This window comes from Synechococcus sp. H60.1 (genome assembly GCF_047462335.1).
In the GTDB taxonomy this organism is placed as follows: Bacteria; Cyanobacteriota; Cyanobacteriia; order Thermostichales; family Thermostichaceae; genus Thermostichus.
In genome coordinates, this window is sequence record NZ_JANSJA010000173.1 from 1 (window position 1) to 7,705 (window position 7,705).

Genomic DNA, 7,705 nt, shown 5'->3' on the forward strand with positions numbered 1-7,705 from the left:
GGTGCTATCCATCCCCACCGTATAGACGGTGGGGAATTCCGCACCTTACGTTAAATACCGACACCAGTAGGATGCGCTGCAGCAGCCTAGGAGAGAGCAAATTGGCGTTGGGATCCCGCGGTGGTTGGGTCATCTCCCTCCCCGTGGTGGGCTCGAAGGAGAGCGGCACCGTCATGGTGATGGAGTTAATCATGTTCAGCCATAGCACTTGAATGGCCAAAATGGGGAGCTCGCGGTTGAGGAGCACGCTAAGAAGAAGGGTCATCGACTCTCCCCCGTTCACCGGCAGGATGAAGGCGATGGCTTTAAGGAGGTTGTTGTAAACGGTGCGCCCCTCTTCGACGGCAGCCTCGATGGAGGCGAAGTTGTCATCGGTCAAGATCATGTCGGCGGCAGCCTTGGCCACTTCCGTGCCGCCCCTCCCCATGGCAATGCCCACATCTGCCTGCTTCAAGGCCGGCGCGTCGTTAACTCCATCGCCGGTCATGGCCACGATCTGACCCTGCGACTGCAAGGCCTTCACCAGGCGCAGCTTTTGCTCCGGCACCACCCGCGCAAAGACGGATCCCTCCTTGGCGGCAGTGACAAACTCCTCTGGGCTAAGCTGCTCCAGATCCCGGCCGCTGTAGGCTTTTACCGGTTTGCCACCGCCCAGGCCTATCTGCTCAGCAATGGCTTGGGCTGTAAGCACATGGTCGCCGGTAATCATCTTGACTTGGATCCCGGCAGTCTGGCAGGAGCGCACAGCGGCAATGGCCTCCGGCCGCGGCGGGTCGATCATCCCCTGCAAGCCCAAGAAAATCAGCCCTTCCTGCAGATCTGAGTGATCCACCTGAGTTTGGCTAGGGGGGACGGCTTTTTGGGCAAAGGCCAGGACTCGCAGCCCCTGCCGCGCCAAGGCCTCCACCTGCTGGCAAATCCGCTCTGCTTCCAAGGGCTGGATCTCCCCTTGGGGACCCATCTGGCTGCGGCAGCGGGGCAAGAGAGCTTCTACGGATCCCTTGACGTAGATACAGTGCTCCTCCGGCCCCAACCGGTGCAGGGTGGCCATGTACTGAAACTCGGATTCAAAGGGGATGCTGTCTAGGCGAGGGCGACGGCGCTGCAGATCGTCTCGATCCAGCCCCCCTTTCTGGGCGGCTACGAGCAGAGCCGCCTCGGTGGGATCCCCTACAACTTCCCACTGACCGTCGTCCTTGGGTTGGAGGCGGCTGTCGTTGCAGAGGCAGCCGGCCACCAGGCAAGCCTCCAAGGCAGGCCATTGGCGAAGTTCGCCAGGGGAATTGGCCTCCTGAAACAGGATTTGGCCGTGGGGGCTGTAGCCACTGCCGGTAACCCGGTAGAGCCGGGATCCGGCGTAGATGGCCTGCACCGTCATCTGGTTTTCTGTGAGGGTGCCGGTTTTGTCCGAGCAAATCACCGTGGCGCTGCCCAGGGTTTCTACCGCCGGCAACTTGCGGATGATGGCATGGCGGCGGGCCATGCGGGAAACCCCAATGGCCAGGGTTACGGTAACTACCGCCGGCAAGCCTTCGGGAATAGCACTCACCGCCAGCGCCACTGCCGCTTCAAAGACGCTTGCTGCCGCTTGGCCCTGCACCAGCCCCACCAAAAAAGTGAACGCAGCCAAGGTGAGGATAATTTTCAGCAAGGTCAGGCTGAAGGCCTCAAACTTGCGCGTCAGGGGAGTTTGCAGGGATCCCCCTTCTTCAATGAGCTGGGAGATGCGACCTGTTTGGGTCTGGTTGCCGATGGCCACCACCACCCCCGCCCCTTGGCCAAAGGTGACGAAGCTGCCGGCGTAAGCCATGTTCTGGCGGTCGGCCAAAGGCGTGTCTTCAGGGAGGGATCCCAGCCGTTTTTCCACCGGCACCGACTCTCCCGTGAGGGCCGATTCGTCCACCTGCAAGTTGCGCGCACTCAGCAGGCGCAGGTCGGCGGGCACCCTGTCTCCCGAGCTCAAGAGCACCACATCCCCCGGCACCAGCTCCCGCGAGGGCAGCCGCACTTTCTGCCCCTCCCGCAGCACCGTGACTTCAGTCACCACCGACTTGGCCAGGGCAGCGATTGCCTCCTCCGCCTTGGCCTCTTGGATGTAGCTGATGAGGGCGTTGATCACCACCACCGCCCAGATCACGATGGCGTTGCGCCAGGATCCCAGGAACGCCTTGACCGCCCCAGCCACCATCAGGATATAAAGGAGGGACTGGTTAAACTGCTGCAGAAACTTGACCCAGGCCGGCGTTGCAGCTTTGGCTTTCAGCTCATTGGGGCCGTATTGCCGCTGCCTCTTCTCCACTTCAGCTTGAGAGAGGCCCTTTTCCAACAGCCCCGCCAAAGACATCTCCTCTCCGAGGAGTTCCTGGATGGCTTGCTCCTCCGACAGGGCATGCCAGGCAGGGGCTGGGAGCAGCTCAAGGGATGAAGGTTTAGCCATGATTCGGAGTCTTGAGTTACAACACCGCGAGGGGTGGATGGGCTGCCTGCCCTCCTTATCTCTGATAGCCTAACCAATGCCATGGGCCCTTCCTGGCAAGGTGTCCTTCGGGGGGCTCTTTACCAAGACAAGCGTCAACAACGTTTAAGGAGCCGGCTAAGTTTTGCTTAAAGTTCTCGATAGATAGAAAGGATGAGCATATTCTTATTAGGTAGTATGATTAGCTAGAGCCTGTAGGAAGCCAAAGGGCTTCGGCTGACCTGTCCGGGCTCCTGGACAGGTGAGCTGGCTCTTTTGCTGTTTTTTAATATGGCCAATTGAGCCTAGCGGTTTCTTTTTTTGTTTCCGTTTTGAGGGAGTTATGGTAGTACCGACTACAAAGCCAAGGGAATTGCAAGCCCAGTCAGCAGCAGTGCCGCAAAACGGCGCGCGCTCCGAGGTGCAGGGGGCTGCTTCTGGGAGTTCTCCTACAGTTATTCGCCATCAGATTGTTGTTGTCGGGGGAGGGGCAGCCGGCATCAGCGCAGCCGCCCAGTTGCTGGAGCGCCAGCGCAACCTCGACATTGCCATCATCGAGCCCTCCGACAAGCACTACTACCAGCCCGGCTGGACGCTGGTGGGCGGGGGCATTGCGCCGCTGGCCAAGTTTGTTCGCGATGAAAAAACCGTCATCCCCAGGGGAGCCAAGTGGATCCAGGCGCGGGTGGCCGAGCTGGATCCGGATCACAACCGCGTCATCACCGAGGCCGGCCAAGTTATCGAATACGACTACCTCATCATGGCCCCCGGGATCCAAATTGACTGGCACCTGATCGAGGGTCTGCCGGAAGCATTGGGCAAGGGCGGCGTGACCAGCAATTACTCCAAAGACTACGCCCCCTACACCTGGGAGACCATCCGTAACTTCCAGGGGGGCACGGCCATCTTCACCTACCCCGCCACTCCCATCAAGTGCGGCGGCGCGCCCCAGAAAATCATGTACATGGCCGACGACGTCTTTAAGAGCAAAAGCGGCGTTGGGGTCAACACCAAAGTTATCTTTTGTACTGCCACTCCCACCCTCTTCGCGGTGCCAGAATACAGCGCCGCCCTGGAGAAAGTGGTGGAGCGGCGCGGGATCCAGGTAAAGTTCAAGCACAACCTCAAAGCCATCCGGCCCGAGACGCAGGAGGCCATCTTTGAAGTCACCACCGACAAGGGCAAGGAAGAGGTAAGCCTGCACTACGACATGATCCACGTGGCCCCGCCCATGAGCGCCCCGGACTTTGTCAAGCGCAGCCCCCTCGCGGGACCTGGTGGCTGGGTGGAGGTGGACAAGTGGACGCTGCAACACCCCCGCTACCCCAACGTATTTGCTCTGGGGGATGCCTCTTCCCTACCGACTTCCAAGACGGCAGCCGCAGCCCGCAAGCAGGCGCCGGTGCTAGCGGAAAACCTCTTGGCGGCCATGCAGTCGAAGCCGCTGCCGGCCCGCTACGACGGCTACACCTGCTGCCCCCTGATCACCGGCTATAACTCCCTAATCATGGCGGAGTTTGCCTACGATGGGAAGCTCGCCCCTTCCTTCCCCCTGGATCCAACGCGGGAGCGCTACTCTATGTACCTGGCCAAAGTGCACCTCTTGCCTTGGCTGTACTGGAACCGCATGCTCAAGGGCAAGAAATTTGAGGCGGATATCTTCAAGCCCCTCAACAGGCTGGTGCATCGCTACTAAGGCTCTCCACCCCCCTCACCCCCAGCCCCTCTCCCCAAAGGAGAGGGGAGTTCTTTTACAGAGCTTGCTCGCTCTGCTGCTGTGTTGTCTCAGGTGTTACTGAGAAAGCTTGCTGGAAAAGCTACAAAGCATCTCTTAACGTTAACAACTTTTGAGATGTTCTCCTGGTCTCGGTGAAAGCTGAATAAGCTGAGGAGGAGAGTCTCACTCAAGGGCGTTGTTGCATGGGTTTCAGCGAAGGGGAGCTAGAGTATCTCCTTGATCTCCTTAAAAGGCGAGAGGACGTCATACAGCAGGAGAGAGAGATTCAAGCCATTACTCAGTCTCCAAGAAATTGGCGGAAACGGGATATCTTGCGTCAAGCAAGAGAGTGGGGTTGGGAAATTATCCATCGTCGTGCCAGACATCACACGCAAGCCGTTCTCGGGAATTTGAGGGTTAGTATTCCCGGGCATGGCGACGGCGATTGCTTGGGGATAGGAATAGCTCATAAAGTGTTGAAGGAATTAGCGGAGCCTAAACTCAGAGAACTGCAGCTCCAAAGACAAGATTGCAGCGACTTGCTTGTTAGCTTTCTACTGAGTAGGGGCATTAGCTTTAATTCTTTGCTTGAGTCAGATTTATTAATCGAGCAGATTGAGTCTCTGGAAGAGCAGAACCTAAAGCTTGAGCTTAAAATAGTCGAGACTGAGGAAGCAGCTTTAAGTTTGCTCACCGAGAAAGAGCTTGAAAATCAAAGGCTAGCCAATAGAATAAGAGAGCTTGCGGAAGAGCAGCTTCGAGTCCAGGAGATTGTCAGTCGTGCCATTTTAGATCTGAAGAGACTTAAGCATCTCTTTGACCAGCTTCAGAATGTGGTGGATCACCTTCCCATGCCAGGGGTTAGGAGCTTGCTGCAAAGTTACCTGAACAAGATCATGTCTATTTTTGAAACTAACCTGCCTTCTGCCGGTTCTAGAAAGTTGCTTCCGGAGAACGAGCAGGATATTTACTATCAAGAGAAGTTACCTCTGGAGGATAACCATGGGTCTCATCGAGAGTCTTGAAACGGCAATCGCCGCCTCGCGGCGCAATTATGCCGAGCTCCTTGAGTTGACAGGGCAACTTGTTGCTGAGAGACAACAGCAAGGTCAACGGAACTGGCTACGGCTGAAGGCCAAGCCCTGGACAGCAGCGACCCTCAAAAAATCTTTTGCTTCCTTTGCAGCTGCTCGGGCTTACTTTGGCAAGCGCTACGGTGTAAAAGCAAGAGGGTGGAAAGCTCTAGCAGAGCAGGTCAATACTGTTGAGACAGCGCTGATTCACCTGGGGCTGGCTGTTCGTGAAGACCCTCGGGCAGCTTCCCTTTTGGAGAAAGGAGGGAGTGCTCAGGAATCCTCCTCGATTCCTTGAGGAGAGGTGCGGACACTCTCACCTTTTTTCGCCGTTTGCTATCCCAGGGAGAGAAGAGTTTTTTACAGGCAGGCTTTGAACTTTTTCAGTACCGCCCGATCCAGCATCAGCAGCGCTGCGCGTAAGCCACCTGAGTAGCCCCAGAAAAAGCCTACCGGCAGATGGCCCTTGGGCGCTTCCAAGTTGGTTTTGAGCTCCCCGTACTCCAGCCAGCGGCCCTGGATCTGCCAGCCCACTTTCTCTCCCATACACTCTTCGCGGGGCAAGGCCGAGAAGGATCTCGAGCTGAGCCCTCCCCTTTTCTCCGAGTCACACTCCTGCCAGAGCTGCTTCTGGACGGTAAAGCCAAAGCGTCCATGGCTGGCCTGCGTCCAAAGTTGGTCGATTAGCCGCAGCATCGGGCAGGGGAAAGCTTCAACATCCTTGGGATCGAAAAAGCCCACCTGGGAGCGCCCACTGAGTTTAAGCAGCAAAGCCGTCGTCCAGCGATCGGCTTCCCCCCACTGGCCAGCCCGCAGCCGATCCCATAGCCCTTGCAGGGCAGGAGCCGCTTCTCCCACCCAGTCGGGCCAGGAGGGGGTTGCAGGCAGGGATCCCTCTCGACCGACCTTAGGGAAAATTGGGGATCTGGAGCCTGCCTCCCTTTTTGCTGTGGCAGGGGTAGGGGGTGCCACCAGGCGCTCCAGCTCTTCTGCCGAGTGCTGGGCCAGGAGCTGCTCCAGCTCATCTTGAGGTTGCTGCTGGACCAGAAGCCGTTCCAGTTCCCGCAGCTCTTGAGTGCGGATGGCGGGCTCAAAGGTAGCTGGCTGCTTCTCTGCCGGCAGCAGAGCCAGCCACTCGGCTACCGTTTGCGGGCGATCCTCGGGGTGGAGAGCCATCCCTTTGAGGATGGCGGCCTCCACCTCTTCAGGAATACTGGGGTTGAGGCTGCGGGGAGGATCCAACTGACGGCCTGTAGCCCGCACCGGCGCGCACAAGGGCACCATCCCTGTCAGCAGGGTGTAGAGGGTGGCAGCCAAGGCGTAGACATCGGTGAAGGCGCCGCGGCGGCGCAGGCTGTCGTACTGCTCCAGGGGGGCGTAGCCATCGGTGCCATAGGAGGTGTGGCGTTGGATGAGCCCCTGCGTGTAAGTCCGCGCCAGGCCAAAGTCGATCAACACCGCCTGCCCAGATCCCTCCCGTACTAGGATGTTGGCCGGCTTCACATCGCGGTGCAGGATCCCCTGTTCGTGCAGAGCCATGAGGGCGGATCCCACCTCCCGCGTCAGGCGCAGGGCTTCCGGCAGAGGCAACGATCCCTTTTGGCGCAAAAGCTGGTGCAGAGTCTGGCCACGGATGTACTCCATCACAATGCACCAGCGATCTTGCTCCCAGATCACCTCTTCCACCTTCACCACATGGGGATGGCGGCAGCGGGCCAGTTGTAGCGCCTCGTTCATGAAGTTCTGCTGAAGGCGAGGATAGTCGGGATCCTCGCGGAGGCTGTCGTTCAAGACCTTGATAACCACATAGTCAGCGCGGACGCTATCCCAGGCTCGGTAGGTGATGCCGAAGCCCCCTTCCCCCAAAACGGCCTCGACGCGGTAGCGCCCCCCCTGCAAGTGTTGGCCAACTGCCCAAGCCATGTGCGACCTCAATCCCCGCCTCTAGGGCCATTCTGTCACGGGGATCAATAAATGGACGGTCCATAAAACTGCTCGTTGGGGCGAGCGCAGCGGCAGCTCTATCGGCTCAGGGATTATGGTCATTTCAATTCAAATAGCAACGAAACGTTTCTCTACGTCGTTATTGCTACGCAACGCTGTCGCAAGCGCGCCGGCGGCGCGAAGCGCTTGGATCAGCGGCAAGGTGTTTTCACCTGGTTTAACGTAAGGTGCGGAATTCCCCACCGTCTATACGGTGGGGATGGATAGCACCCTCTGACTGATTCTGGATGTATTGCTTCACAATTTCTAGGCAGCAAATCATGCCAAAGCCTAGCCCTTCCCAATACACTTTAGTGACCGGTATTTTGTTACAAATACCACGTGCAAGTGAACTCTAAAAACTGCGTCAGCGTCGCTTCTTAGTCTGCCATTCCCGATGCTACACTTACTCTGGCTTCGACTACAGCCTGTTAATTTAAAATAGGGTACAGGTTTTAAGAGGAAGGAGAGAAGGGA

4 protein-coding genes and 1 pseudogene are annotated in these 7,705 nt (G+C 57.9%); 3 read left to right on the top strand and 2 right to left on the bottom strand.

From position 1 onward, the window contains the following. Positions 1 to 49: 49 nt before the first annotated feature. Positions 50 to 2,437, bottom strand: a pseudogene (locus NW852_RS08820) (cation-translocating P-type ATPase); the annotation flags it as partial. Between the two features lie 361 nt (positions 2,438 to 2,798). Here NW852_RS08820 and NW852_RS08825 point away from each other — a divergent pair. The 3 genes from NW852_RS08825 to NW852_RS08835 all read left to right on the top strand — a co-directional run bounded on the left by NW852_RS08825 (position 2,799) and on the right by NW852_RS08835 (position 5,543). Next, positions 2,799 to 4,151: an FAD/NAD(P)-binding oxidoreductase gene (locus NW852_RS08825; RefSeq protein WP_414372810.1), complete on the top strand. Its 1,353-nt coding sequence runs from the start codon at positions 2,799 to 2,801 to the stop codon at positions 4,149 to 4,151. Between the two features lie 224 nt (positions 4,152 to 4,375). After that, entirely contained in the window at positions 4,376 to 5,197 is an 822-nt protein-coding gene (locus tag NW852_RS08830) for a hypothetical protein (RefSeq protein WP_414372808.1), read from the top strand. Continuing rightward, a complete protein-coding gene (locus tag NW852_RS08835; RefSeq protein WP_414372806.1) occupies positions 5,175 to 5,543 on the top strand; it encodes a hypothetical protein in 369 nt (122 codons plus the stop codon). Before NW852_RS08830 ends, NW852_RS08835 begins: the two co-directional genes overlap by 23 nt. Positions 5,544 to 5,605: 62 nt before the next feature. On the opposite strand, the gene NW852_RS08840 is transcribed toward NW852_RS08835, so the two are convergent. Beyond that, entirely contained in the window at positions 5,606 to 7,168 is a 1,563-nt protein-coding gene (locus NW852_RS08840) for a protein kinase domain-containing protein (RefSeq protein ID WP_414426657.1), read from the bottom strand. Positions 7,169 to 7,705 lie beyond the last annotated feature (537 nt).